This window comes from Variovorax sp. 3319, assembly GCF_031456585.1.
In the GTDB taxonomy this organism is placed as follows: Bacteria; Pseudomonadota; Gammaproteobacteria; order Burkholderiales; family Burkholderiaceae_C; genus Variovorax; species Variovorax paradoxus_P.
Genome location: NZ_JAVDUZ010000007.1, coordinates 194,202 through 218,153, shown reverse-complemented (window position 1 = coordinate 218,153; position 23,952 = coordinate 194,202). Strand labels below are relative to the sequence as shown.

Annotated in this window: 21 protein-coding genes; 12 read left to right on the top strand and 9 right to left on the bottom strand. The window is 66.0% G+C overall.

Going from position 1 to position 23,952, the window contains the following annotated elements; genetic code table 11:
• Positions 1-5: 5 nt before the first annotated feature.
• Positions 6-2,126 (bottom strand): PQQ-dependent dehydrogenase, methanol/ethanol family, encoded by a 2,121-nt coding sequence (locus J2X67_RS16085; RefSeq protein WP_309954271.1) that lies wholly within the window; start codon positions 2,124-2,126, stop codon positions 6-8.
• Positions 2,127-2,278: 152 nt separating this feature from the next.
• On the opposite strand from J2X67_RS16085, the gene J2X67_RS16080 reads away from it, so the two are divergent.
• Positions 2,279-3,568, top strand: a complete 1,290-nt coding sequence (locus J2X67_RS16080) for a helix-turn-helix domain-containing protein (RefSeq protein ID WP_309954270.1) — start codon at positions 2,279-2,281, stop codon at positions 3,566-3,568.
• Between the two features lie 13 nt (positions 3,569-3,581).
• Here J2X67_RS16080 and J2X67_RS16075 read toward each other — a convergent pair whose 3' ends face one another.
• The 5 genes from J2X67_RS16075 to xylF form a co-directional block, all read right to left on the bottom strand.
• On the bottom strand, positions 3,582-6,044 hold the full coding sequence (locus tag J2X67_RS16075; protein WP_309954268.1) for a membrane-bound PQQ-dependent dehydrogenase, glucose/quinate/shikimate family: 2,463 nt from the start codon (positions 6,042-6,044) through the stop codon (positions 3,582-3,584).
• 140 nt (positions 6,045-6,184) lie between these two features.
• Complete coding sequence (locus tag J2X67_RS16070) at positions 6,185-7,345, bottom strand: ROK family transcriptional regulator (protein ID WP_309954267.1); 1,161 nt, start codon at positions 7,343-7,345, stop codon at positions 6,185-6,187.
• A 37-nt stretch (positions 7,346-7,382) separates the two neighbouring features.
• Positions 7,383-8,159 (bottom strand): ATP-binding cassette domain-containing protein, encoded by a 777-nt coding sequence (locus J2X67_RS16065; RefSeq protein WP_309954266.1) that lies wholly within the window; start codon positions 8,157-8,159, stop codon positions 7,383-7,385.
• A complete protein-coding gene (locus J2X67_RS16060) occupies positions 8,160-9,350 on the bottom strand; it encodes an ABC transporter permease subunit (RefSeq protein WP_309954265.1) in 1,191 nt (396 codons plus the stop codon). It abuts the gene before it with no gap.
• A 131-nt stretch (positions 9,351-9,481) separates the two neighbouring features.
• The gene (gene xylF, locus J2X67_RS16055; RefSeq protein ID WP_309954264.1) at positions 9,482-10,504 is read right to left on the bottom strand and encodes a D-xylose ABC transporter substrate-binding protein; all 1,023 of its coding nucleotides are present in this window, start codon (positions 10,502-10,504) and stop codon (positions 9,482-9,484) included.
• Between the two features lie 251 nt (positions 10,505-10,755).
• On the opposite strand from xylF, the gene J2X67_RS16050 reads away from it, so the two are divergent.
• The 6 genes from J2X67_RS16050 to J2X67_RS16025 all read left to right on the top strand — a co-directional run bounded on the left by J2X67_RS16050 (position 10,756) and on the right by J2X67_RS16025 (position 15,595).
• Positions 10,756-11,196: a VOC family protein gene (locus J2X67_RS16050; protein ID WP_309954263.1), complete on the top strand. Its 441-nt coding sequence runs from the start codon at positions 10,756-10,758 to the stop codon at positions 11,194-11,196.
• Positions 11,197-11,210: 14 nt separating this feature from the next.
• Positions 11,211-12,122: an amino acid ABC transporter substrate-binding protein gene (locus tag J2X67_RS16045; protein ID WP_309954262.1), complete on the top strand. Its 912-nt coding sequence runs from the start codon at positions 11,211-11,213 to the stop codon at positions 12,120-12,122.
• Positions 12,123-12,190: 68 nt separating this feature from the next.
• Positions 12,191-13,075, top strand: coding sequence for a LysR family transcriptional regulator (locus J2X67_RS16040; RefSeq protein WP_309954261.1), 885 nt, complete (start codon positions 12,191-12,193; stop codon positions 13,073-13,075).
• A gap of 75 nt (positions 13,076-13,150) precedes the next feature.
• Positions 13,151-14,185, top strand: coding sequence for a thiamine pyrophosphate-dependent dehydrogenase E1 component subunit alpha (locus J2X67_RS16035; protein ID WP_309954260.1), 1,035 nt, complete (start codon positions 13,151-13,153; stop codon positions 14,183-14,185).
• Entirely contained in the window at positions 14,176-15,159 is a 984-nt protein-coding gene (locus J2X67_RS16030; RefSeq protein ID WP_409050505.1) for an alpha-ketoacid dehydrogenase subunit beta, read from the top strand. Before J2X67_RS16035 ends, J2X67_RS16030 begins: the two co-directional genes overlap by 10 nt.
• A gap of 13 nt (positions 15,160-15,172) precedes the next feature.
• On the top strand, positions 15,173-15,595 hold the full coding sequence (locus tag J2X67_RS16025) for a MarR family transcriptional regulator (protein WP_309954259.1): 423 nt from the start codon (positions 15,173-15,175) through the stop codon (positions 15,593-15,595).
• Between the two features lie 3 nt (positions 15,596-15,598).
• On the opposite strand, the gene J2X67_RS16020 is transcribed toward J2X67_RS16025, so the two are convergent.
• Positions 15,599-16,366: an SDR family oxidoreductase gene (locus J2X67_RS16020; protein WP_309954258.1), complete on the bottom strand. Its 768-nt coding sequence runs from the start codon at positions 16,364-16,366 to the stop codon at positions 15,599-15,601.
• A gap of 111 nt (positions 16,367-16,477) precedes the next feature.
• Here J2X67_RS16020 and J2X67_RS16015 point away from each other — a divergent pair, with 111 nt between their 5' ends.
• Positions 16,478-17,404, top strand: coding sequence for a LysR family transcriptional regulator (locus tag J2X67_RS16015; protein ID WP_309954257.1), 927 nt, complete (start codon positions 16,478-16,480; stop codon positions 17,402-17,404).
• Positions 17,405-17,467: 63 nt separating this feature from the next.
• Complete coding sequence (locus tag J2X67_RS16010) at positions 17,468-18,484, top strand: tripartite tricarboxylate transporter substrate binding protein (protein ID WP_309954256.1); 1,017 nt, start codon at positions 17,468-17,470, stop codon at positions 18,482-18,484.
• 24 nt (positions 18,485-18,508) lie between these two features.
• On the opposite strand, the gene J2X67_RS16005 is transcribed toward J2X67_RS16010, so the two are convergent.
• Positions 18,509-18,832: a DUF1840 domain-containing protein gene (locus J2X67_RS16005; RefSeq protein ID WP_309954255.1), complete on the bottom strand. Its 324-nt coding sequence runs from the start codon at positions 18,830-18,832 to the stop codon at positions 18,509-18,511.
• Between the two features lie 12 nt (positions 18,833-18,844).
• Positions 18,845-20,113, bottom strand: a complete 1,269-nt coding sequence (locus tag J2X67_RS16000; protein WP_309954254.1) for a class I SAM-dependent methyltransferase — start codon at positions 20,111-20,113, stop codon at positions 18,845-18,847.
• A gap of 157 nt (positions 20,114-20,270) precedes the next feature.
• On the opposite strand from J2X67_RS16000, the gene J2X67_RS15995 reads away from it, so the two are divergent.
• Genes J2X67_RS15995 through J2X67_RS15985 form a run of 3 tightly spaced genes read left to right on the top strand, consistent with a single transcriptional unit; the run spans position 20,271 to position 23,948 of the window.
• Positions 20,271-22,619: a bifunctional salicylyl-CoA 5-hydroxylase/oxidoreductase gene (locus tag J2X67_RS15995; protein ID WP_309954253.1), complete on the top strand. Its 2,349-nt coding sequence runs from the start codon at positions 20,271-20,273 to the stop codon at positions 22,617-22,619.
• A gap of 1 nt (position 22,620) precedes the next feature.
• Positions 22,621-23,097 (top strand): MarR family winged helix-turn-helix transcriptional regulator, encoded by a 477-nt coding sequence (locus J2X67_RS15990; protein WP_126748516.1) that lies wholly within the window; start codon positions 22,621-22,623, stop codon positions 23,095-23,097.
• On the top strand, positions 23,094-23,948 hold the full coding sequence (locus J2X67_RS15985) for an enoyl-CoA hydratase family protein (RefSeq protein ID WP_309954252.1): 855 nt from the start codon (positions 23,094-23,096) through the stop codon (positions 23,946-23,948). Before J2X67_RS15990 ends, J2X67_RS15985 begins: the two co-directional genes overlap by 4 nt.
• Positions 23,949-23,952: the final 4 nt, after the last annotated feature.

Below are 23,952 nucleotides of genomic sequence, written 5' to 3'. Positions count from 1 at the left end.
GTGCGCTACTTGGGCCGTATCGCGTCCGCAGTGCCCTGGATGAACGCCTTGATGCTCTCGATGTCGTCGCCCGACAGCTTGCCCGTGAAGTCGGGCATGCCGCGCGCCATGGCCGGGCCCTTGAGGATGAACTTGTCGAGGTTCTCGATGTACGCCGCATCCATGTAGCCGAGGTTCGGAATGTTGCCGCCGCGGTCCACACCCGGCACGCCGTGGCAGAACACGCAGTTGCTCACGTAGAGCATGGTGCCGGCCTGCACCTTGGCGGGGTCGTACTTCACGCCTTCGACCAGCTTGCTCATGCGGTACTGCACGAAGTCGGGCATCTTGGCGGTGCCGCCCACCGCAAAGGTGTACACCGTGCCCGGGCCCTGCTTTTCGGTGGCGCGCTGCGCAAGCCCGTACACGCCGCCCCAGCCCACCGCAACCGACACGTACTGCTTGCCGTCGACCATGTACGTCGACGGCGCAGCGACCACGCCGGTGCCCGTGGGCGTTTCCCAGAGCTTCTCGCCGGTCCTGGCGTTGTAGGCCAACAGGCGCCCGTCCGCCGTGCCCTGGAACACCAGGTTGCCCGCGGTGGTGAGCGTGCCGCCGTTCCATGGCGAGGCGTAGTCGACGCCCCAGGCCTCCTTCTGCGCCACCGGGTCCCAGGCCACCAGGCGGCCGAAGGGCTTGCTCTTGGGCGGCTCGGCGTTGGCGAACATGGCTGTGTTCCAGCCCAGCGCCGCATGCGGGCGGCCGGGGGCGTTCTGGTCGAACTTCCAGTCCTTGTCGTCCATGAGGTTGAGCGGCACGTGCTGCGCGGGCACGTAGGCAAGGCCGGTCTGCGGGTTGAACGACATCGGGTGCCAGTTGTGCGCGCCGAAGGGCCCTGGAATGCTGTCGCCGGGCTTCTCGTTCTGGCGCGCGGCGGCAATCTCGATGGGGCGGCCGTTGGTGTCGTAGCCGGTGGCCCAGTTCACCTCGACAAAATTCCTGGCCGAGATGAACTTGCCATTGGTGCGGTCGATGACAAAGAAGAAGCCGTTCTTCGGTGCATGCAGGATGACCTTGCGCGGCTTGCCGCCGATCTGGATGTTGGCCAGGATCATCGGCTGGGTGGAGGTGTAGTCCCAGTTGTCGCCGGGCGTCTCCTGGTAGTGCCACACGTACTTGCCGGTGTCGGGGTTGAGGGCCACCACCGAGCTGAGGTAGAGGTTGTCTCCGCCCTTGGGGCTGCGCTTGCTGTGCGCCCAGGGCGAGCCGTTGCCGGTGCCCACATACATCAGGTTGAGCTCGGGATCGAACGCGAAGGTGTCCCACGCGGTGCCGCCGCCCCCGGCCTCCCAGTATTTGCCGCTGGGGTCCCAGGTCTTGGCCGCGCGCGCCATCGACTCGTCTTCGAAAGGCTTGGACGGATCGCCGGGCACGGTGAACCAGCGCCACTTCTGATCGCCCGTTGCCGCGTCGTAGGCCGTGACGTAGCCGCGCACGCCGTACTCGGCGCCCCCGTTGCCGATGATGACCTTGCCCTTGAAGACGCGCGGCGCACCGGTGATGGTGTAGGAGCCCTTCTGCCCTTCGATGGTGTTCTTTTCCCAGACCTTCTGGCCCGTGGCCGCATCGAGCGCGATGAGCCGCCCGTCGTAGGCGGCCACGTAGACCTTGCCCTCGTACAGTGCAACGCCGCGGTTCACCACGTCGCAGCAGCCCCTGAAGCCTTTCGACTTGTCGACCTGCGGATCGAAGGTCCAGAGCTTCTGCCCCGTGCGCGTGTCGATGGCGTGAACCACGCTCCACGAAGCCGTGACGTACATGACCCCATCCACCACCAGCGGCGTGGCTTCGACGCCGCGCGTGGACTCCAGGTTGTACGACCACACCAGGCCGAGCTGCTTCACATTGCCGGCGTTCACCTGGTCGAGCTTGCTGAAGCGCGACTCGGCGTAGTCGAGGCCGTAGCTGGGCCAGTCGGGCGTTTTCTTTTGCGCCGCGTTGGCGCGGATGAAATCGCCGTTCACCCGCTTGATGGAGGCGCCCGCGCGGTCTTGCGGGGCTGCGGAACCCTGCGCGACGGCCGCCGGCGCGCCCATGCCCAGCAATGCGCCGGCAAGCAGAAGCCAGCCGGAGTGGATCTTTTTCATCGTGAGTCTCCTTTGTGCCGCAAGGATCGTTGGCACCGGGCCGGCATTCACCCTCGGGATTTCCCCAGTCCGGCGCTGTTCCATTGCGGAACACATTCGCAGGGGTCAGCGATTCCCCTCCGATTTCCCCACTTCGAGGAGCAGCGAACAGCATGGCTTTCGAAAGGCTGGGCAAGGCCAACGCGCCGCGCCAACTCTTTTCAACCACGCCGGCGCAGCGCGTGGCGCTTGCGCGGCAGCAGTTCTTCGAGGAAGGCGTGCGCCCTTCGGGGCTGGTGGGCGAAGCGGTGCTCCAGTCGTGGCTGCGCTGCACCCGCACGCACAGCGACAGGCAGCGCATCGTGCCCTTCGATGCGGTCACGCCCAGCCGGCTGCACGCCACGCTGGCGCGCAACCGCGAACTGCTCGAGGTAGCGCGGCAAGAACTCGCGAGCATGGAAAGCGCCCTTGCGGGCACCGATTGCCGCGTGATCCTGACCGACGGCGAAGGCGTGGTGGTGCATGTAACGCAGCAGCCCGCCGCCGCGCACCAGCCGGTGCTGCGCAAGACGGCGCGCGTGGGCGTGAACATTTCGGAGCGCATTGTGGGCACCACGGCGCCGGGCATCGTGGCGACCACCGGGCAGGCCTGCACCGTCGACGGCGCGGAGCACTACTTCGATGTGCTGTCGCAGATGCAATGCGCCGCGGCGCCGATCCGCGACGTGACGGGCCGGCTGGCCGGTGTGCTCGACATCACGATGGAAGCACGGCGCTTCGGCTTTGACGCGGCATCGATGGTGGGGCTGTACGCGACCATCATCGAGAACCGGCTGCTGCAGGCGCAATCGCGCGACCACCTGATCTTGCGCTTCCAGGCCAGCCTCACGCTGCTGGGCACGCCAATGGAAGCGCTGGCCGGCGTGGCACCGGACGGCACCATTGCCTGGCTCAACGGAGCCGGCGCGCGGCTGATCGGCCGCCTGCCCGAAGACGCCGGCGAGCGCGATGTCGAGTCGATGCTGGGCCACGACCTGGCAAGCCTGCTGCGGCTGGGACGGCGCGAAGCGGCCCAGCCGATCCGCCTGGCGAGTGGCCTGGGCGTATGGGTGCAGGCGCGGCTGAAAGCAGCGGACGGCGCGGACTTCAGGCATGCGGTGGCAATGCCGGGTGAGACCGTGCCGGTATTGCCTGTCGAGCCTGCCGCGTTGACGAAGGAGCCTGCAGCAGAAGGCAACGCCGAGCCCGCCGCGCCCCATCGAAAGCAGCCGGCAGAAACGCCGCACGGCGAAACGCTGCGCGAGTACAACCGCAAGCTGATCGAAGAGGCGCTTGCGGCACAGGGCGGCAATGTGTCGCAAGCAGCCCGCCAGCTTGGCGTGTCGCGCGGCACGCTGTACCGGCGGCTGCGCGGCTGGCGCGAAGAAGACGGCAAAGGCGCCCCGCTTTCGATGGCGGGCTGAGTCGGGTCTTCAGTCAGCGCTTGGGCAATGCGTAGGCGATCACATGGTCGCCCGTGCGCGTGCCGAGCGAGCCGTGGCCGCCGGCAACCACCACCACGTACTGGCGTCCGTCGCTGCCGGTGTACGTCATGGGTGTGGCCTGCCCGCCGGCAGGCAGGCGGCTGCGCCAGAGTTCCCTGCCGTTGGCAACGTCGTAGCCGCGCACGTAGTAGTCGAGCGTGCCCGACAGGAAAGCCACACCGCCCGCCGTCATGACCGGCCCGCCGAGGCTGGGCACGCCCATGGCAAAGGGCAGAGGCAACGGCGAGCTGTCGCGCACGGTGCCGTTCTTGTGCTTCCACACCACCCTGCCGGTGCGAAGGTCTGCTCCCGCCACATGGCCCCAGGGCGGCGCCTGGCACGGCAGGCCCAGCACCGAGGTAAAGGCGCTGAGCTGCACCGCAAACGGCGCACCGAAGTTCTCGTTGAGCGCGGGCAGGCTGTCGTTGGGCCGGTCCTTGCCCTGCACGTAGAGCGAGGTGTCGTCCTTGCGCGGAATGAGCTTGGACACGAAGGCCAGCGAGGCGGGCGTGGTGAAAGCCATTTGCCGCTGCGGATCGACCGCGACGCTGCCCCAGTTGAACACGCCGAAATTGCCCGGGTAGATGAGCGAGCCCTCGGTCGACGGCGGTGTGTAGCGGCCCTCGTAGCGCAGCCGGTGGAACGCGATGCGGCATGCGAGCTGGTCGAACACGGTGCCGCCCCACATGTCGGCCGGCGTGAGCGCGGGCGGATCGAACGACAGGTCCGACACCGGCTGCGTGAGCGAGGTGTGATCGCCTTCGGCCGCGCCCTGCGGTGCGGGCCGCTCATGCACATTCACCACCGGCTTGCCATCGCGCCGGTCGAGCACGAACAGCTCGCCCTGCTTGGTGGGCTGCACCAGCGCAGGCACCGTCTCGTTGCCCACACGCAGATCGATGAGGCTGGGCTGCGAGGGAACGTCGTAGTCCCACAGGTCGTGGTGCACGGTCTGGAAGCTCCAGCGCACGCGGCCGGTGGCAAGGTCGAGCGCCACCACGGAAGACGAGTAGCGCTCGGCGCCTTCGGTGCGCTTGCCGCCCCACTGGTCGGGCGGCTGGTTGCCGATGGGCACGTAGACCATGCCCAGCGCCTCGTCGACGCTGGAGATCGACCAGCTGTTCGGCGAGTTTGCGGTGTACGTGCGGTCGGCCGCAATGGGCGCGGTGTCGTCGGGGTTGCCCGAGTCCCAGTTCCACACCAGCGCGCCGGTGTCGATGTCGAAGGCGCGGATCACGCCCGAGGTTTCCTTGGTCGAGACGTTGTCCAGCACGGTGCCGCCAACAATGATGAGCGAGCGCGTCACGACCACCGGAGAGGTGGAGTAGTACGAGCCGGGCTTCACGTTGGGCATGTTCTTCCACAGGTCGATCTGCCCGGTGCCGCCGCCGAAGCGCATGCACGGCTTGCCGCTTTCGGGATTGAGCGCGATGACACGGCCGTCCGCAGTGGGCATGAAGAGCTTGGCGTCGCAATCGCCACCGGCGGGTGCGGGTGCGGGTGCGGCGGGCGCCGGGGCGGCGGTGGAAGCAGCTGCGGGCCGCACCGCAGTGCCCGGGTCATACGAGAGGCCGCGGCAGGTCAGGTGCTGCAGTGCGAGTGGGCGGCGAATCTCGGGCGTGTAGCGCCACAGCTGCTCGCCGGTGGTCGCGTTCAGCGCCACCACCGACTGGTGCGGCGTGCAAAGAAAAAGCCGTTCGCCGATTTTCAGCGGCGTGACCTCGAAGGTCGTCTCCTCGGGATCGCCGCTCTGGCCGCGCACATCCCCGGTGCGAAAGTGCCATGCCTCCTGGAGCTGGCCGACATTGGCCGGCGTGATCTGGTCGAGTGCCGAGTAGCGCTGGCCCATGCCGTTGCCGCCGTAGGCAGTCCAGTCTTGCCTGGGCGGCGGCGGGCTGGCCGGCGCCGCGGCTGCTGCAGCAGCAACAGGTGCCGTGGGTGCCGGCATGGTGCCTTCCACGCGCGTCGGGTCGCGGGTCCACGAGACCACTGCGGCCAACAGGAAGGCCACCAACACCACCCCCAGGAAACCGCGCGCGGTTGCCACGCCGGCGGCATTGCGGCGCACGAGAGCGCGCGCGACCCATGGCGTGAGCAGGAACACGCCGATCACGAAGAACACATCGCCGCGCGCCGCCAGCGGCCACCAGTTGAACCCAACCTCCCACAGAGCCCATGCCAGTGTGGCGGCCACGACGAGCGCATAGACCCACAGGCCGGTGCCGCCTCCGCGCGGCAGCAGCACTGCGGCAAGGATGAGTCCGAGCCCCGCGGCCACGTAGTACCACGAGCCGCCGAGCACGACGAGCCATGCGCCCGCCGCAGCCAATGACAGGCCCGCAAGGCCGATGACGGCGGCGGTAACGGTCAACAGCGTGGAAGAAGGCGCGCGTAGGCGCGCGGCGGCGTCAGGCATGGCACGAAGCTCCTTGTTGTTCCCGGGTTCCTGGAGACTGCGAAGTTCAGAACCTAGGCCAAGGCGACGCCGACGTGCGTAGGCGGTTTGCGCATGTGGCCGTGCAATGCCAGTGGCATTGCCGCCTTGAAGGGCGGCCTTTAGTTCGAAGGTATTCGGTCTTCGCGCGCGGCGCGGGCACGGCGCGTGCGCGCATCGGGCTGGAGCGGCCGCAGGTATTCATGCAGCGCCAGCGCCGCAGCACCCACGGCGGCAGCAAGCTCGCCGTAGCGCGCCAGGCGCAGGTCGGGTGCGGGCATGCCGGCTGCGTCGGCCTGGCGCTTGACCACCGCGAAGGCCGCTTGCAGCAAGCCGGGATGGTTGGTGCACGATTTGCCGCCGAGCACAATTGCACGCGGATCGAAGGTGACCCACAGGTTCTGCAGCAGCACGCCGAGGAAGGCGGCCGCATGCGCCATGCCGGGCCCCTCGCGCTCCAGTGCATGGGAGCCGAAGAAGGCCTCGGCGCAGCCGCGGCGGCCGCACGAGCACAGCGGCCCTTCGATCTGCAATATGGTGTGGCCGATCTCGCCGGCCATGCCTTGCGCGCCGGTAAACAGGCGGTCGTTCAGCACCACGCCGGCGCCCACGCCCACGTCGCAACTGACAAAGATGAGTGGGTCTCCGCCTTCGCTGCCGAAGAATTCGTATTCGCCGAGCGCGCCCGCATCGGCATCGTTCTGCAACTGCACGGTCACGCCCGGCAGGCCTGCTGCAGCAAAGGCTTTTTCGAGCGCGGGCAACAGGCTCACGTTGCGCCAGCCGAGGTTGGGCGCAAAGCGGACCACGCCTGTGCAATCGTCCACCGCACCCGGCACGCCGACACCGATGCTCGACAGGCGCAGTCCCAGGCCCTTCAGTTGCGCATGCGCGGCCGCGGCCATGCGCGCGACCTGCGCGCAAACGCCCGCAGGCGTGCCATCGGCCAGCGCTTGCGTATCGGCATGCAGCACCTCGCCCTGCAGCGAGACGCAAACGAGGCGCACGGTTTCGACGGCAATCTCGACGCCCATCAATGCGCGCACGCCGACGTTGATCTGCAGCGGCGTAGAGGGCCGCCCCAGGCCGTCGGCAACGGTGGCACCCGCTTCGCTGAGCCAGCCCTCGTCGAGCAGCTCGCGCACCAGCAGGCTCACGGTCGATTTGGTAAGGCCGCTTTCGCTGGCCAACCGCGCCCGCGACAAGCCGGGCCGCGCGCGCAGCAAACGCAGCAGGGCGCTGCGGTTCATTCGCTTGAGCAGTTGCTGGTCGCCGATGGTCATGGAGCAACCCCCGGCGCACAAACCGACACCACCACGTTCACCTGTGCGCCTGCTCTTTTCCTTCGGGGCGCTTGCCGGCGATGATCATGCCGAGCACTTCGTCTTCGGTAACGTCGGCCGTGCGGTAGGTGCCCACGAGCTTGCCGTTCTTCATGACGGCGACGCGGTCGCTCAGCGAGAACACATCGGGCATGTCGTGGGTGATGAGGAAAATGCCGACGCCGTCGGCCTTGAGCTGCTTCACGAGCCCGCCGACCATGGCGGTTTCTTCAGGGCCGAGCGCGGCGCAGGGCTCGTCCATGATGAGAATGCGTGCATTGAAGTACAGCGCACGCGAAATCGCCACCACCTGCCGCTGTCCACCGGAGAGGCGGCGCACCGGAATGCGGATGTTGGTGAAGTTCTTGTTCAGGCGCTGGAACACCTTGCGCGCCTGCACCTCCATGAAATGGTCGTCGAGCGTGTTCCAACGCGTCATCTTCTCGCGGCCGAGAAAAAGGTTGGACACGGAGTCGAGGTTGTCTGCAAGCGCGAGGGTCTGGTAGATGGTCTCGATGCCCAGCGCCTGCGCCTCGGCGGGCGTGCGGATGTTGACCTTTTCGCCCGCGATCAGCGTGTCGCCCGAATCGATGGGGTAAGCGCCCGCGAGCATCTTCATGAGCGTGCTCTTGCCTGCCCCGTTGTGGCCAAGCACTGCGACGACTTCACCGGGGTAGAGGTTGATGCTCACGCCGTCCACGGCTTTTACGCCGCCGAAGGCTTTGCGGATTTCCTTGAGCTCGACCAATGGTTTCGAGGTGTCTACAGCGTTCATCTAGTTCTCCCCGAACTTGCGCCGGTACAGCACATCGAACACGACCGCCACGATCAGCACCTGCCCGATGATGACCATGCGCTTGCCGATGGGTACGTCGAGCAGCAGCATGCCGCTGTCGAGCGACTGCATGATGAGCGCGCCCAGCACCGATCCGAAGATCGAGCCGGTGCCCCCCGCGAGTGCGGTGCCGCCGATGACGGCCGCCGCAATCACATACAGCTCCATGCCGGTGCCCAGCGAATTGGTGCCGGCGTTGAGGCGCGCAATCGACACGATGGCCGCCACCGTGACCAGCACCGCGAGCAATGCGAACAGCATCAGCGTGACGCGCTTTACCGGAATGCCCACCAGTGCCGCGGCATCGGGGTTGCCGCCCATCGCGAAAACATAGCGGCCGAAGCGCGTGCGATGCACGATGAACGACAGCACGATTGCCACCACCGCCCATATGAGCACCGGAATCGGCAGGCCCTGCGGAGCGTCCTTCGAGGCGATCTGATAGTTGTTCATGACTGCCGCAAAGACGAACACCACGGCCGCGGGTACCGCCGTCAGCAGCACCTCCACCCACAGCGGTTCGTTGGGCATTTCGTGATGGGCGCGGGCACGGCGCTTCTGCAGCATGCGGCCGAACAGCACCAGCGCGACGAAGGCCGCAATGGCCCATGTTGCGGTGGTGCCAATGCCACCGTCGTAGCCGCCGCCGAGCCGCTGAAAGAATTCATCGTTCACGGGCTGTGTCTTGCCGTCTGCCACCAGGAAGGCCGCGCCGCGAAAAGACATCAGGCCGCCCAGCGTGACCACGAACGAGGGTACGCCCAGCATGGCCGTGAGCCAGCCCTGGTAGATGGAGACCAGCAGCGCCACCGCAAGACCTGCCAGGCATGCCGTGGGCCATGACCAGCCCGAGGTGTATTGCAGGTAGGCGATCAGCACGCCGACGAAGCCCATGACCGAGCCGACCGAAAGATCGATGTGGCGCGCGACGATGACCAGCACCATCACCGTCGACACGATGCCCACCACGGCCGTCTGCTGCGCCACGTTGTAGAGGTTTTCGGGCGAAAGAAATACGCCGCCCGACATCACGTTGAAGACCACGCCCATCGCAATCAGCAGCACGCTCATCAACAGCAGCCGCAGATCGACACCGGTGCGGCGCCACCAGCCTGGTGTTTGGTTGCTCATTTTTCTTGCCCTCTCGAAGGTACAGGTGCGCACCCGCTCTCCGGCCGGGCCCTCAGGCCCGCCGGCGCAATGCTGCGCGGATCATGGGCGAGCGCCTGTGCTCGCCGCTGCTGCTGTTGCCGCTGCCGTTGCTACTTGCAGGCCGCAGGCGCGCTGGCCGCCGGGACGCCCTTGCAGAGCTCGTCCTTCTTGATCCAGCCGGCCTTCACGACCACGTCGAGGTTGTCGCGCGTGATCGGCACCGGCGTGAGCAGGCGCGACGAGAGCGAGATCTTCTTCGGGCCCGAATTCCAGGGCGCGGCCTTTTCGACCGGCTTGTTTTGCGACAGCGCAATGGCTGCGCTGGCGGCCTCGCGCCCGAGCTCGCGCGAGTCCTTGAAGATGGTTGCGGTTTGCGTGCCCAGCGCAATGCGGTTGAGCGCCGCAAAGTCGGCGTCCTGGCCCGACACCGGAATGCCGCGCAGGCCCTTAGCCGTGAGCGCGGCCACCGCGCCGCCCGCCGTGCCGTCGTTGGCGGCCACCACGGCATCGACCTTGTTGCCGACCTTGGTGAGGATCTGCTCCATGTTCTTTTGCGCGACTTCGGGCTTCCAGCCTTCGGTGTATTCGTCGCCCACGATCTTGATGTCGCCCTTCTTCACGGCAGCGTCCAGCACCTCTTGCTGGCCCGCACGCAGGAAGTCGGCGTTGGGGTCGCTGGGGGAACCCTTGATGATCACGTAGTTGCCCTTGGGCTTGACCTTGAACACCTCTCGCGCCTCCATGCGGCCCACTTCGACGTTGTCGAAAGTGATGTAGAAGACGCCCGGCGCCTCGATCAGCCGGTCGTACGCCACAACGGGCACCTTCTGGCGAGTGGCCTTGGTAATGGCGGGAAGGATCGCGTCCTTGTCCATAGCCAGCACGATGAGCGCCTTGGCGCCCTTGGACATCAGCCCCTCGATGTCGCCCAGCTGCTTCTCGGGCGAGCCACCCGCATCGGCGCTGATGTACTTGGCACCGAGCTTCTCGAGCTGGGCCTTGATGGCGGCCTCGTCCGTCTTCCATCGCTCTTCCTGGAAGTTGGACCAGCTCACGCCGACCACGGTCTGGGCCAATGCGCTCACTGCGGTGAGGCCGAAGGCCATGGCGGCCAGGGTGTGCTTGAGTTGCATCGATGTCTCTCCTGTGGTGGTGCCCGGCGAAAAATGCCGTGTAAGAAATTAGTTAGTTTGAAGGGCGAACTAACTATCCCATTGGTGCCGGGCCAAGGTCATCCGGGAATTCCCGATGAACCTGGTTTCAAAGTGCAAGGCACCGGACGGCTGCAAACCATTGAAGAAATCGGTGCTCAGCAATGAGATATATCGTTTTCGTTTATGAGGCTCGCTGCTTAAAGTTTGCTCACCTTCAACTTTCAGCTGCGATGTCCGTCATGAATGCTCCTTACGAAAGAATTCCTTTTCACCTGGCTTTTCCGGTTCGCGACATTGCCGAAGCGCGCGCGTTCTATGGAGAGCTGCTCGGCTGCCCCGAAGGCCGCAGTGCGCCGGAGTGGGTCGACTTCGACTTCTACGGCCACCAGATCGTGGCGCACCTTGCGCCCGATGAATGCGGCCACAAGGCCAGCAGCGCGGTAGACGGCCATGACGTGCCGGTGCGGCATTTCGGCGCGATCCTTCCAATGGCCAAGTGGCAGGCAATGGCCGACAAGCTCATTGCGCGGCAAACGAAATTCGTGATCGAGCCTTACATCCGCTTCAAGGGCGAGGCGGGCGAACAGGCGACGATGTTCTTTCTCGATCCCTCGGGCAACGCCATCGAGATGAAGTCGTTCGCGAACCTGGATTCGCTGTTCGCCGTTTGAGAAAGAGGCACCGCGTGAAAACCCCTTTGCTCATCGCGTGCGCCACTGCAGCGGCTCTCCTGCTTTCAGCCGCAAGCGCTTCTGCGCAGGTCGACACCTTGAAGAAGATCAAGGAATCGGGCGCCATCACCATGGGCGTGCGGGACGCTTCGGGCGCCATGTCCTTCACGCTGGGGCCCGGCAGCTACACGGGCTTTCATGTGGAAGTCTGCGAGCGTGTCATCGCAGACATCCGGAAAGCGCTGCAGCTCGAAAAGATCAACGTGAAGTACCAGCTGGTCACGCCGCAGAACCGCATTGCCCTGGTTCAGAACGGCACGGTCGACATCGAATGCGGCACCGCCACCAACAATACGGCGCGTCAGAAAGACGTGGCGTTTGCCCCTACGCTCTATGTCGAAGGGGTTCGCATCGCCGTCAAGGCAAGCTCGGGCGTTGCTTCTCCGGCGCAACTGGCGGGCAAAGCGGTGGCCGCGACAACGGGCACTACGTCCGTACAAATCCTGCGAAAGCTCAAGCGCGATGGCGCGGGCGAAATTGCGGAAGTGCTGGCCAAGGACAACAGCGAGGGCTTCCTGCTGCTCGAGTCGGGTCGCGTGGAGGGCTTTGCGGCCGATGGCCAGATTCTTGCCACGCTCATTTCCAAGAGCAGGGAACCGTCGCAATACAGGCTGCTCGACCAGGTGCTCAGCGTGGAGCCGATTGCGATCATGCTTGCGAAGGGAGACGCGGCGTTCAAGAAGCTCGTTGACCAGAGCGTGGTGTCGCTGGCCAGGAGCGGGGAGGCCGCTCGCATCTACGACAAATGGTTTGTGCAGCCCATTCCGCCGCACAACTCGAAGGTCGGACTGCCGGCGAGCGCCTTGACGAAAGCCGCCTGGGCCAACCCGACCGACAAGCCGATGGAAGACTACGAAGCGCGATAGTGCGCGCCGTGCATGAACCCGAGCGATGAGTCGTTGAACGAGTCATCGATTCTTGAGATGCTCGGGCCATGATCAACGAGCTCAGAACCTTTATTGCCGTGTGCCGGCACGGTACGTTTGCCGCCGCGGGCGAGCGCATCGGCCTCACGCAATCGGCCGTCAGCAGCCAGATCAAGCGGCTTGAAGAGGCGTTGGGGTTCGAGCTCTTCGACAGAACGGGCCGCTCGGCCACCTTGAACGCGGCAGGCGAGACGACGTTGGCGCGCGCGGAAGAGATTTGCGGGCTTTATGCCAAGCTGGGCGACCTGCCGGAGGACGCCGCGCACGGCGGGCTGCTGCGGATCGGCGCGATTGCATCGACGCAATCGACACTGCTGGCACGCGCGCTCGCCAGCCTGCGCAAGGAGCTTCCGCAACTTCGCGTGCACGTGTCGCCCGGCGTGTCGATGCGGCTGATGGACGACCTGGACGCAGGCGCCATCGACGCGGCAGTGATCATCAGGCCGCCTTTCGGCATTCTTCCGGACCTGACGTGGCAATCGCTGGTGCACGAACCGTATGTGCTCATCGCGCCCAGGAAGGTGCCGGGCAAGGACTGGCGCGCCCTCATACAGGAGCAGCCGTTCCTGCGCTACGACCGCGCTTCGTTCGGCGGCCGCATGGTGGAAAGATTCCTGCGCCGCGAAGGCATCGTGGTCAACGATTCCATCGAGCTCGACGAAATACCGGGCCTCATCCACATGACGTCGAAAGGACTGGGCGTGGCACTCGTGCCCCTGGTGGAGGCGCACCTTCCGCTACCGGCAAGCGTTCGCGTGCTCTCGCTGGGCGAGCTTACGTTCTACAGGGAGGTGGGCCTTTTGCAGCGCAAGCCGCGCGCCAGCCCACCCATCGTGGGGCGGCTCGCGCAGTGCTTGCAGGAAGCGGCCGAGGCCAGCCAGCCCAGGGGGTAAGCCCTGTGACGGGAGATCGTCACGCTTGATACGATTTTTGCCAAAGCGCCCCACTTCACAGGCGCTGGAGGCAAGATGGATTCAAGCATTTCAAGCACCGCGCCGGAAGATCTTGGCGAGGCGCTCTACCGCACCATGGTGCGCATACGCGCTTTCGAGAACGCGGCCGAGGCGGCCAGCCAGGGCGGCGTGAGCGCCTATGGCCAGCAGGCTGCGGGCTCTGCAAAAGTGCGCGGGCCGCTGCATCTTTCAACCGGGCAGGAAGCGGTGCCGGCGGGCGTGTGCGCCCACCTGCGCGCAAGCGACTACCTCACCTCCACGCACCGGGGCCACGGCCACACGCTGGCCAAGGGCGCCGATCTTGCCCGCATGATGTGCGAGCTGTTCGGCAAGGCCACGGGCTTCAATGGCGGCAAGGGTGGCTCGATGCACATTGCGGACTTTTCGGTAGGCATGCTGGGCGCGAACGGCGTGGTGGCGGCCGGCCTGCCGATTGCCGTGGGCGCGGCGCACGCGCAGAAACTGCTCCAGAAAAACGGAGACATCACGGTCTGCTTTTTCGGCGATGGCGCAATCAACCGCGGACCGTTTCTCGAGGCACTCAACTGGGCGCGCGTGTACGAGCTGCCGGTGCTTTTCGTCTGCGAGGACAACCGCTGGAGCGCCACCACCGCAAGCGGGCCCATGACGGCGGGCGAAGGCGCATCGGCACGTGCTGCATCGATGGACATTGCGGCCACGCAGGTCGATGGCAACGATGTGTTTGCAGTGCATGAAACCGCCGCGCAGCTGGTAAGCGAAGTGCGCAGCGGCGGCGGACCGCGCCTGCTGCATGCGCTAACCTATCGGGTGAAGGGGCATGTGTCGGTGGATCTTGCGGCGTACCGCGATCCTGGCGAACTCGCAGCCGCGCTCGAAACCGATCCGATCGCACGGGCGCGGGGGCATCTGCTTTCGCACGGCGTGAGCGCGGCCACGCTCGACGCGATAGAAAACGCGGCAAGCGATGAAGTGGCCACCGCCCTGGCCGTGGCCGATGCGGCGCCATGGCCCGATGCCGCCGCCGCCTTCACCGACGTGCAGACCATCGGAGCAGGCCAATGGATATGAACAAGCCTTCGAACGGCGGCCTCGAACTGAGCTACTCCGAAGCCGCTGTGCTTGCGATACAGCGCGAGATGGAAGCCGACGCGCGCGTGGTTGTGCTCGGCGAAGACGTGGGCCGCGGCGGCATCTTCGGCCAGTACAAGGGGCTGCAGCAGGCCTTCGGGGCCGGGCGCGTGATCGATACGCCGATCAGCGAGGCCGCGATCATGGGCGCCGGCGTGGGCATGGCGCTTGCGGGCCTGCGCCCGGTGGTCGAAATGCGCGTGGTCGACTTTGCGCTCTGCGGCATGGACGAACTGGTGAACCAGGCCGCCAAGAACCGTTTCATGTTTGGCGGGCAGGGCCGCGTGCCGCTGGTGGCGCGCATGCCCGGCGGCATCTGGGACGCATCGGCCGCGCAGCATTCGCAGTCGCTCGAGGCGTGGTTTGCGCACCTGCCAGGCGTGGTGGTGGTGAGCCCCTCGACGCCGCAGGACAACTACGGCCTGCTGCGCGCCGCGCTGCAGTGCGGCGACCCTGTGGTCTACATCGAGCACAAGACGCTGTGGGGGCAGCGCGGCAACGTCGACGAAACCGCGGCCGTGCCGCTTGGCAAGGCGCGGCGCGTGCGCGAAGGCAATGCAATCACCATCGTGAGCTGGAGCAAGCAGATGCAGGCCTGCGCTGCCGCCTGCGACTCGCTTGCGGCCGAAGGCATTTCGGCCGACCTGATCGACCTGCGCACGCTCTGGCCATGGGACCGCGAAACGGTGCTTGCTTCATGCGCACGCACAGAGCGGCTGCTGGTGGTGCACGAGGCGGTGCAGGTGGCGGGCTTCGGCGCAGAGATTGCGGCCAGTGCCGCCGAAGCGACCGGGTGCCGCGTGGCGCGGCTTGGCGCGCCGCGCATTCCGGTCGGCTATGCGCCGGTGCTCGAAGCGCAATCGCGCGTGGGTGCCGAGGCCATAGCGGCTGCCGCCAGAAAACTGCTGGGCTGAGCCGGCGAGCACCATGGACCCGCTGTTCTTCAAGCTGGTTCGGGTGGTCAACCTGACGGCGCGGCCGTTTCATGAAAGAGTCGGCCGCGAGCACCACCTCACGCTCAATGAGTGGCGGGCCATGGCGGTGCTTGGCACCCAGCCGGGACTCACGGCCACGCAGATCGCCGAGCTCACCGGGCTGGACAAGATGGCCGTGAGCCGCGCGCTGGCCGGCCTGAAGCGCCGCAAGCGCGCGCAGTGCCATGACGACCCGACCGACCGGCGGCGCAGCCGCATCTACCTCACGGCGGCAGGCAAGGCGCTGCACCAATCGGTCAGCGTGCTGGGTCGGCAGCGCGAGGCCGCGCTGTTCGAGGGCATCGAACCCGATGAGCTCATTCGGCTGGATGCAACGCTGGACAAGCTCATTGCCGCCGTCCAGCGCGCCGGCTAGCCATCAGGCGGCAAAACCGCCGTCGATGTTGAGGCTTGCGCCCGTCACAAAGGCCGCTTCGGGGCTGGCCAGGTACGCCACCATGCCGGCAATTTCTTCGGGGTGCGCATGGCGGGCGAGCGCCATCAGGCCGTGCATTGCAGCGGCGTTGGGGCCGTCGACCGGGTTCATGTCGGTGTTGACCGGACCGGGCTGCACGTTGTTGACGGTAATGCCACGCGGGCCGAGGTCTCGCGCGAGGCCCTGCACGAGCCCCTTCAGCGCCGACTTGCTCATGGCATAGGCACTGCCGCCCGGCCAGGGCATGCGCTCGGCGTTGGTGCTGCCGATGTTGATGATGCGGCCGCCTTCGCCCATGTGGCGCGAGGCCGCCTTTGCGGCGACGAACACGGCGCGCACATTGATGTCGAGGGTCTTGTCGAAATCTTCGAGAGAGAAGTCGTCGAGGCTGCCGCCAAGGAACACGCCTGCGTTGTTCACCAGGACGTCGATCTTGCCGAGTGTGCGGGCCGCCTCGTCGATGCCGGCCGTGAGCGCAGCGGCATCTGCGCTGTCGATTTTCAGCGCCAGTGCGCGGCCGCCTTCGGCTTCGATGCTGCGCGCGAGTTCGTCGGCCGGGGCGCTGGAGCTGGCGTAGCTGAAGGCAACGGCGGCGCCGTCCCGAACCAGGCGGCGCACGATGGCGGCGCCGATGCCGCGCGAACCGCCGGTGACGAAAGCGACCTTGCCGGCCAATGAGCGGGAGGGGGTGGATGGGGTGGTGGAGGCCATGTGGTTTCCTGAGGTTGTGAAATGGAAGGCCTTCAGTGTCGGGATTTCATTACCTTGCCGGTAGCCATCAATTGGCGCAATCAAATTCAACCATTGGTTGAAAATACGCGGATGGAATCGCTCAACCATCTCGAGTCTTTTGTACAGAGCGCCGAGAGCGGCAGCTTCTCGGCGGCGGCCCGGCGGCTCGGGCTCACACCCGCGGCAGTCAGCAAGAACGTTGCCCGGCTTGAAGTGCGCCTGGGCGTGCGGCTGTTCCAGCGCAGCACGCGCCGCCTGACATTGACAGAGGGCGGCGAGCGCTTTTTGGGGCAGATCGGCGGAGCGCTCACTACCTTGAAAGACGCCGTCGCCGACCTTTCGAAAGACGATGGCCAGCCCGCCGGAACGCTGAAAGTGAGCATGGGCCAGGCGTTCGGCCGCGAGCATGTCTTGCCCCTGATGGGCGACTTTCTTGCACGCTACCCGGCAATCCTGCCCGACTGGCACTTCGACAACCACCAGGTGGACCTGGTGGGCGAGGGCTTCGACGCGGCCATTGGCGGAGGCATCGAGCTGTCGCCCGGCATGGTGGCGCGGGAGCTGGCGCGCATCCATGTGGTGGCGGTGGCCGCCCCGGCGTACATGGCCGGCCGCTCGCTGCCGCGCCAGCCGGCGGAGCTGGCGCAGTTCGATGCGCTGCTGCGCCGCTCGTCGCCCACGGGCCGGCTGCGAAGCTGGACGCTGCAGCATGCCACGGGCGACCAGGCCACGGTGGAACTGCCCCGGCCGCGGGCGATCTTCAACGACCCTGAAGCAATTGCCCATGCCGCGCTGATGGGCCTGGGCGTGGCCATGCTGCCGATGCCTTTCGTCGAACGGGGGCTGCGCACCGGCGAACTGGTGCGGCTGCTGCCGGCGTGGCATTTCGATGCGGGCGCCGTGTGGCTCTATTACCCGAGCAAGAAGCTGCTGCCGGCCAAGACGCGGGTGTTCATCGACTTTGTGCTGGAGCGCTTTCGCAGCGAGCGCTTTGCACAGCGGATGCAGGTGGCATAACCGTCGCGCCACCGGGGTTTTTACCCGCGACGCCCGACGCCGTTCGCCTGTACAAACGCGCGCATGACTTCTTCAATTTTCAAAACGAATCGCCGGGTTGCGCTTGCCGCCTTGGCTGCAGCCATCGCCCTTTCGGCCGCCCCTTCGTGGGCCCAGAACACCTGGCCGAACAAGCCGGTGCGCATCGTCGTGCCCTTTGCGGCCGGCGGCACCACCGACATCCTGGCACGCGCCGTGGCGCCCGAGCTTTCGAAGGCATTCGGGCAGCAGTTCATCGTGGACAACCGCGCGGGCGCGGGCGGCAACGTGGGCGCCGAACTCGTGGCGCGTGCGCCGAACGACGGCTACACGCTGCTGATGGGCACGGTGGGCACGCACGGCATCAACCGCGCGCTCTACCCCAAGCTGCCTTTCGACCCGATCAAGGATTTTGTGCCGATCACGCTGGTGGCAGCAGTGCCCAACGTGATGGAAATGAACGCCGAGAAAGCCAAGGCGCTGAACATCCACAACGTGCAGGACTTCATCAAGTACGCCAAGGCCAACCCCGGCAAGCTCAACATGGCGTCCAGCGGCAGCGGCACGTCCATCCACCTGGCGGGCGAGCTCTTCAAGAGCATGACCGGCACCTACATGGCGCACATTCCATACAAGGGCTCGGGCCCGGCACTGCTGGACATGGTGGGCGGCAATGCCGACGTGATGTTCGACAACCTGCCTTCGTCGATGGCGCAGATCAAGGGCGGCAAGCTCACGGCACTGGCCGTGACCAGCGCGCAGCGGTCGCCCGCGCTGCCTGATATTCCGACGGTTGCGGAGGCAGGCGGCCCGGCGCTCAAGGGATTCGAGGCCAGCTCGTGGTTCGGATTGCTGGCGCCGGCGGGCACCTCGCCGGACATCGTGAACCGCATCCAGCAGGAAGTGGCCAAGTCGCTCGGCACGCCGGCCATCAAGGAAAAGATGCTGGCGCAGGGCGCGATTCCGAGCGGCAATTCACCGGCCGACTTCACCAAGCTGATTGCCAGCGAGCATGTGAAGTGGGCCAAGGTGGTGAAGGACTCCGGCGCAAAGGTCGACTAACCCCCAGTCTGGAACGCGGACTGGTCAGGTGCTCCAGGTGACGTCTTTTTCCTCGGCCAGGGAATCCCGCAGCATGTGAAGCAGCGGCGCGGCGCGCTGGTGCAGGCTTATATGCTGCTTTTCGGCCTCGTTGGCATGGCCTTCGACAACGTGGTCGTCGTGGTTGTGCGAATTGTTGGCCTCGCGTGCCAGCGCGGACTCAAGCGCCGCAATGGCAGCGGGAATCTGTTCGACGGTGATGATGCCCTGGGGTGCAGCCGGCTTGCCGACGATGTCGAGCAGCTGGCGTGCATGCACCTCCAGCATCACAAAGTCAGGTGTTGCCCGCGACTGGAATTTGTACAGCATGGTTGTTTTTACTCACTTGTAGATGTAGTCACGGGCAAAAGGGTACACCGATTGCGAACCGCGCAGCGCGCCGTGCTCCACCCTGCCGTCCGGCTTGGTGGAAAGCATCTGGTGCAGTGAGATCCAACCTTGCTCGAAGCTCATGGCGGAGCCCGCCAGATAGAGACGATAGGCCCGCAGGATTCGCTCGACATTGCGGCTTTGCGCCCCGCCGGAGCGCTCGAGCACCTCGCGCGCGGTGCCGAGTTGCGCCTCGAGCGAGTCGGACCAGGCCCAGAGCGTGCGCGCGTAATGCGGGCGCAGGCTTTCTGTGTCGACCATCTCCAGCCCCGCGGCGGCGGTTTCGCGCAGCACATGCGTCACGTGCAGAAGCTCTCCACCCGGGAAGATGTACTTCTCGATGAAGTCGCCCATGCCCGCGCCGAGCTGGCGGTAGTCGAGCTGGCCCGAGGTAATGCCGTGATTCAGCACCAGGCCGCCGGGCCTCAGCAGCGAATGGATCTTGCGGAAGTAGGTCGGCATGTTGGCCGCCCCCACGTGCTCGAACATGCCGACGGACGCGATCTTGTCGAAAGGCGCGTCGGCGGAAAGCTCGCGGTAGTCGCGCAGTTCCACGCGCACCCTGCCCTGCAGGCCTTTTTCCTCGATGAGGCGCTGTACATGCGCATGCTGGTTCTTCGACAGCGTGATGCCGGTCGCGTCCACGCCGTAGTGCTCGGCGGCCCACATGAGCAGCCCGCCCCAACCGGAGCCGATGTCCAGAAAACGCTCGCCGGGCTGCAGCAGCAGTTTGCGGCAGATGTGGTCTAGCTTGGCTTCCTGTGCCTGGGCAAGCGTCAGGTCTGGGGTGCGGAAGTAAGCGCACGAATACACCCGGCGCGGGTCGAGCCACAGCGCGTAGAAGTCGTCTGAAACGTCGTAGTGGAACTGGATCTGCTCCGCATCCTTGTTCAATGAATGGGAGCCGCGGGACTTGGCCAGCCGCAGCAGGCGGGTCCACCATGCGGTGTCGGTTTCAGCCGGGTTGCCGGGCAGCATGCCCACCGCTGCGTCGATGAGGTCGCGCATTGCGCCCTCGATCTGGACCTTGCCCTCCACGTAGGCCTCGCCAATGGCGCCCACCTGCCTGGCCGCCAGCTTGGCCAGCGCCGACCACTCGCTGAACGCCAGGGTGACGCGGGACCCCGGCTTGGCAACTCTTCGGCCATCAGGCAATTCCAGCGCGATGGGCACGGGCAGCGACGCAAGCTGCGACTCGATCTTGGGTATCAAGCTTTGCATGGTGGCGCCATGGTATTGATTTTCTGGAGTTTTTGCATGACACCGCGCAAGGCAAGCCGCCGGCCCGCTGGTAGTGATCCCGTTGACACCAGATTGTTTATGCTTAAACTATTCAATCATGAACAGCCTAACCGTCGGCGCTTCAGCCGCACCCGCCATGGACCTTCAACGCATCCTGTGCATCGGCGGCGGCCCCGCCGGGCTGTATTTCGCGCTGCTGATGAAGGCGCGCAACCCCGCGCTGGACATCACCGTGGTCGAGCGCAACCGCCCCTTCGACACCTTCGGCTGGGGCGTGGTGCTCAGCGACCAGACGCTGGCCAACCTGGCGGCGGCCGACGCCGAGACCGCGGCGCTCATCGGTAACGAGTTCCATCATTGGGACGACATCCAGGTGTTCTTCAAGGGCCGGCAGGTGCGCTCCGGCGGGCACGGCTTCTGCGGCATCGGCCGAAAGCGGCTGCTGAACATCCTGCAGGAGCGCTGCCTCGCGCTCGGCGTGAAGCTGGTCTTCGAAACCGACGCGACCGACGACCAGGCCATTGCAGCGCAATACAACGCCGACCTGGTGATTGCCAGCGACGGCCTCAACAGCCGCATTCGCCAGCGCTATGCCGATGTGTTCAAGCCCGACATCGACCTGCGCAACTGCCGCTTCGTATGGCTGGGCACGCACCAGACATTCGACGCGTTTACCTTCGCCTTCGAGCAGACCGAGCATGGCTGGTTCCAGGCCCATGCCTACCAGTTCGACGACAAGACATCCACCTTCATCGTCGAAACGCCCGAGGCGGTGTGGAAGGCCCATGGCCTCGACCAGATGGAGCAGCCCGAGGCCATTGCCTTCTGCGAGAAGCTGTTCGCCAGGTACCTGGGTGGCCATCCGCTCATCAGTAACGCCACGCACCTGCGTGGGTCGGCCAACTGGATCCGCTTTCCGCGCGTGGTGTGCGAGCGCTGGACGCACCGCATCGACGTGCAGGGCCGCTCGGTGCCCGTGGTGCTGATGGGCGATGCGGCGCACACGGCTCACTTCTCAATCGGCTCGGGCACCAAGCTCGCGCTGGAGGACGCGATCGACCTGGCGAATGAATTCGAGCGGGGCGGCACTGTCGACCACGTGCTCGAAGGCTACGAGGCACGCCGCAGCGTCGAGGTGCTCAAGATCCAGAACGCGGCCCGCAACTCCACCGAATGGTTCGAAAACGTGCCGCGCTACACCGGCATGCAGATCGAGCAGTTTGCCTACTCATTGCTCACGCGCTCGCAGCGCATCAGCCACGAGAACCTGCGCGTGCGCGACACCGAATGGCTCGGCGGCTACGAGCGGTGGCTGGCGGGCGGCAAGCCCGTGGCCCCCATGCTGATGCCGCTCACGGTGCGCGGCCTCACGCTGAAGAACCGCATCCTGGTGTCGCCGATGGCCACCTACAGCGCGGTCGACGGTGTGCCTCAAGACTTTTTGCTGGTGCACCTGGGTGCACGTGCGCTGGGCGGCGCCGCCATGGTGTTCGTCGAAATGACCAGCCCGACGCCTGAAGGCCGTATTACCCCCGGCTGTACCGGGCTCTATGACGATACGCAGCAGGCTGCGTTCAAGCGCATCGTCGATTTTGTGCACACGCAGTCGAGCGCCAAGATTGCCATGCAGCTTGGCCACAGCGGAGCCAAGGGTTCGACGCGCGTGGGCTGGGAAGGCACTGACGAGCCTCTGGAGACCGGCAACTGGCCGTTGCTGTCCGCCAGCGCGGTGCCCTATGGTGAACAGAATCAGACGCCCGCCGCAATGACGCGCGAGCAGATGGACGACATGCGCGAGCGGTTCGTCGAATCCACCCGCCGCGCGGCCGAATGCGGCTTCGACTGGCTCGAACTGCACTGCGCGCACGGCTACCTGCTGTCGGCCTTCATCAGTCCGCTGACCAACCTGCGCACCGACGAGTACGGCGGCAGCATCGAGGCGCGCTGCCGCTATCCGCTCGAGGTGTTCCGCGCAATGCGTGCTGCGTGGCCTGAAGACAAGCCCATGAGCGTGCGTATCTCGGCGCACGACTGGGCGCCCGGCGGCAACACCGATGCGGACGCGGTCATCGTCGCCCGGCTCTTCAAGGAAGCCGGCGCCGATTTCATCGACGTGTCTTCCGGCCAGACCACGCGCGACGCAAAGCCTGTATACGGCCGCATGTACCAGACACCGTTCTCGGACCGCATCCGCAACGAGGTCGGCATCTCCACCATTGCCGTGGGCGCCATCACCGATGCGGACCAGGCCAACAGCATCATTGCCGCGGGACGCGCCGACCTCTGCGCCATTGCCCGTCCGCACCTTGCCGATCCGGCGTGGACGCTGCACGAAGCCGCCAAGCTGCAAAGCCGCGACGTCGATTGGCCCAGGCAGTACCTGAGCGGGCGCGACCAGATGTACCGCGAGATTGCCAAGCAGCAGCAAATGGCCGCTGCCGCCAATGCCGCAATGGCCGCGCAGAACAACGAGGAGACGCACTGACATGGACCTCGAAGCGCGCGCTCACAGCGAACATCCCGAGGCCCTGCGGCTGTGGCTGCGGCTCCTTACCTGCACGCAGCTGATCGAGAAGCAGGTGCGCAACGAACTGCGCTCGCAGTTCTCGACCACGCTGCCCCGCTTCGACCTGATGTCCCAGCTCGAGCGTGCACCCGACGGCCTCAAGATGAACGAGCTCTCGCGCCGCATGATGGTGACGGGAGGCAACGTCACCGGCATCACTGACCAGCTGGTGACCGAGGGCCTGGTGGAGCGCGTCGACGTCGAGGGTGATCGGCGCGCCTGGCGCGTGCGCCTCACTGCGCGCGGCCGCAAGCTCTTCAACGAGATGGCGCAGCAGCACGAAGACTGGATCGTCGATGCCTTTGCGGGCCTCAGCGCCAAGGAGATCGCGCAGCTTCACAAGCTGCTCGGCAAGGTCAAGCAACACTCACACAGCCAGATGGCGGAGGCCGAATGAAGCACTACATCGGAGCGGGCAATCCCATGCACGCGCAGTTCGAGGCCAAGGCGCCTTACCAGGCCAGGCACTTCGCGTGGAGCTATGAGGCCGGCGTGGGCACGGTCACGCTGAATCGGCCCGAGCGCAAGAACCCGCTCACATTCGATTCGTACGCCGAACTGCGCGACCTCTTTCGCGCGTTGAACTATGCAACGGATGTGAAGGCCATCGTCATCACCGGTGCCGGCGGCAACTTTTGCTCCGGCGGTGACGTGCACGAGATCATCGGCCCGCTCACCGGCATGCGCATGCCGGAGCTGCTCGAGTTCACGCGCATGACGGGCGACCTGGTGAAGGCGATCCGCGCGTGCCCGCAGCCGATCGTCGGCGCCATAGACGGCGTGTGCGCCGGCGCCGGGGCCATGATTGCGCTGGCCTGCGACCTGCGCTACGGTTCGCCCGCCACGCGCACCGCCTTTCTGTTCACGCGCGTGGGCCTTGCCGGTGCGGACATGGGTGCCTGCGCCCTGCTGCCGCGCGTGATTGGCCAGGGCCGCGCATCGGAGCTGCTGTTCACCGGGCGTGCAATGACTGCGCAGGAAGGCCACGCCTGGGGCTTCTTCAACGCGCTGCACGAAAGCGATGCACTGCTGGAAGCTGCCACCAAAGTGGCGCGCGAACTGGCCGAAGGCCCGAGCTTTGCGCACGGCATGACCAAGACCATGCTCTCGCAGGAATGGTCGATGACCATCGACCAAGCCATCGAAGCCGAAGCCCAGGCGCAGGCGATCTGCATGCAGACCGAGGACTTCAAGCGGGCCTACGAAGCTTTCGCCGCCAAGCGCAAGCCGGTGTTCGGTGGGGACTGACGCC

Bases quoted from the DNA above. Each gene is read 5' to 3' on its own strand.
- J2X67_RS16030 (WP_409050505.1), top strand. From the start codon at position 14,176: ATGGATATGAACAAGCCTTCGAACGGCGGCCTCGAACTGAGCTACTCC.
- J2X67_RS16035 (WP_309954260.1), top strand. From the start codon at position 13,151: ATGGATTCAAGCATTTCAAGCACCGCGCCGGAAGATCTTGGCGAGGCG.
- J2X67_RS16070 (WP_309954267.1), bottom strand. From the start codon at position 7,345: ATGACCATCGGCGACCAGCAACTGCTCAAGCGAATGAACCGCAGCGCC.
- J2X67_RS16015 (WP_309954257.1), top strand. From the start codon at position 16,478: ATGGAATCGCTCAACCATCTCGAGTCTTTTGTACAGAGCGCCGAGAGC.
- J2X67_RS16005 (WP_309954255.1), bottom strand. From the start codon at position 18,832: ATGCTGTACAAATTCCAGTCGCGGGCAACACCTGACTTTGTGATGCTG.
- J2X67_RS16010 (WP_309954256.1), top strand. From the start codon at position 17,468: ATGACTTCTTCAATTTTCAAAACGAATCGCCGGGTTGCGCTTGCCGCC.
- J2X67_RS16085 (WP_309954271.1), bottom strand. From the start codon at position 2,126: ATGAAAAAGATCCACTCCGGCTGGCTTCTGCTTGCCGGCGCATTGCTG.
- J2X67_RS16025 (WP_309954259.1), top strand. From the start codon at position 15,173: ATGGACCCGCTGTTCTTCAAGCTGGTTCGGGTGGTCAACCTGACGGCG.
- J2X67_RS16065 (WP_309954266.1), bottom strand. From the start codon at position 8,159: ATGAACGCTGTAGACACCTCGAAACCATTGGTCGAGCTCAAGGAAATC.
- xylF (WP_309954264.1), bottom strand. From the start codon at position 10,504: ATGCAACTCAAGCACACCCTGGCCGCCATGGCCTTCGGCCTCACCGCA.
- J2X67_RS15990 (WP_126748516.1), top strand. From the start codon at position 22,621: ATGGACCTCGAAGCGCGCGCTCACAGCGAACATCCCGAGGCCCTGCGG.
- J2X67_RS16000 (WP_309954254.1), bottom strand. From the start codon at position 20,113: ATGCAAAGCTTGATACCCAAGATCGAGTCGCAGCTTGCGTCGCTGCCC.
- J2X67_RS16060 (WP_309954265.1), bottom strand. From the start codon at position 9,350: ATGAGCAACCAAACACCAGGCTGGTGGCGCCGCACCGGTGTCGATCTG.
- J2X67_RS16020 (WP_309954258.1), bottom strand. From the start codon at position 16,366: ATGGCCTCCACCACCCCATCCACCCCCTCCCGCTCATTGGCCGGCAAG.
- J2X67_RS16075 (WP_309954268.1), bottom strand. From the start codon at position 6,044: ATGCCTGACGCCGCCGCGCGCCTACGCGCGCCTTCTTCCACGCTGTTG.
- J2X67_RS15985 (WP_309954252.1), top strand. From the start codon at position 23,094: ATGAAGCACTACATCGGAGCGGGCAATCCCATGCACGCGCAGTTCGAG.
- J2X67_RS15995 (WP_309954253.1), top strand. From the start codon at position 20,271: ATGGACCTTCAACGCATCCTGTGCATCGGCGGCGGCCCCGCCGGGCTG.
- J2X67_RS16050 (WP_309954263.1), top strand. From the start codon at position 10,756: ATGTCCGTCATGAATGCTCCTTACGAAAGAATTCCTTTTCACCTGGCT.
- J2X67_RS16080 (WP_309954270.1), top strand. From the start codon at position 2,279: ATGGCTTTCGAAAGGCTGGGCAAGGCCAACGCGCCGCGCCAACTCTTT.
- J2X67_RS16040 (WP_309954261.1), top strand. From the start codon at position 12,191: ATGATCAACGAGCTCAGAACCTTTATTGCCGTGTGCCGGCACGGTACG.